At 56.5% G+C, this 425-nt stretch carries 2 protein-coding genes; both read right to left on the reverse strand.

Going from position 1 to position 425, the window contains the following annotated elements; all coding sequences use genetic code 11:
- On the reverse strand, window positions 1–225 hold a 225-nt coding region (locus M3627_RS20540; RefSeq protein ID WP_251557288.1), incomplete at its 3' end, for a hypothetical protein.
- Window positions 222–425: hypothetical protein (locus tag M3627_RS20545; RefSeq protein WP_029929720.1), on the reverse strand; the 204-nt coding region annotated here is incomplete at its 5' end. The genes M3627_RS20545 and M3627_RS20540, both read right to left, overlap by 4 nt.

Here is a 425-nt window from a genome sequence, read left to right on the forward strand (position 1 = left end):
GATCAGGAGCCGCTTTCCTCGCTTGTCCTTCAGAAGATCGACCGCAGCCTGAATTCTGGACTGGCCACCGGTCAGAACGACGATGGCATCGGCAGGCTCATCGATAGCCGGCGGCTGCATGCTGGTGACCTTTTCACCAAACACGACAAAGCCGACGAGAAACGCCAGAAGAATAACAAACAGAACGATGGAAACGGGCTGGAGACGTCTGAACATGCGCATCATGACAGACCATAGGAAATTGCCGGAGGCAAGTGCAAGAGATTGCAGGTGAGCGCCATTCCGGCTGCGGCGCCAGACCACATCTCCTGAAGAAAACCCGTTTGCTGTCTGCCTCTGTGCCACTGCATCGTCACTCGACCGGTGCCCGCCCGATAGCGCTTGCGGGATTCGCGTACCATCTCTTCTTCCATCATAGCCAGCAT

Origin of the sequence: Psychrobacillus sp. MER TA 171 (assembly GCF_023713305.1) — a bacterium.
Taxonomy (GTDB): Bacteria; Bacillota; Bacilli; order Bacillales_A; family Planococcaceae; genus Psychrobacillus.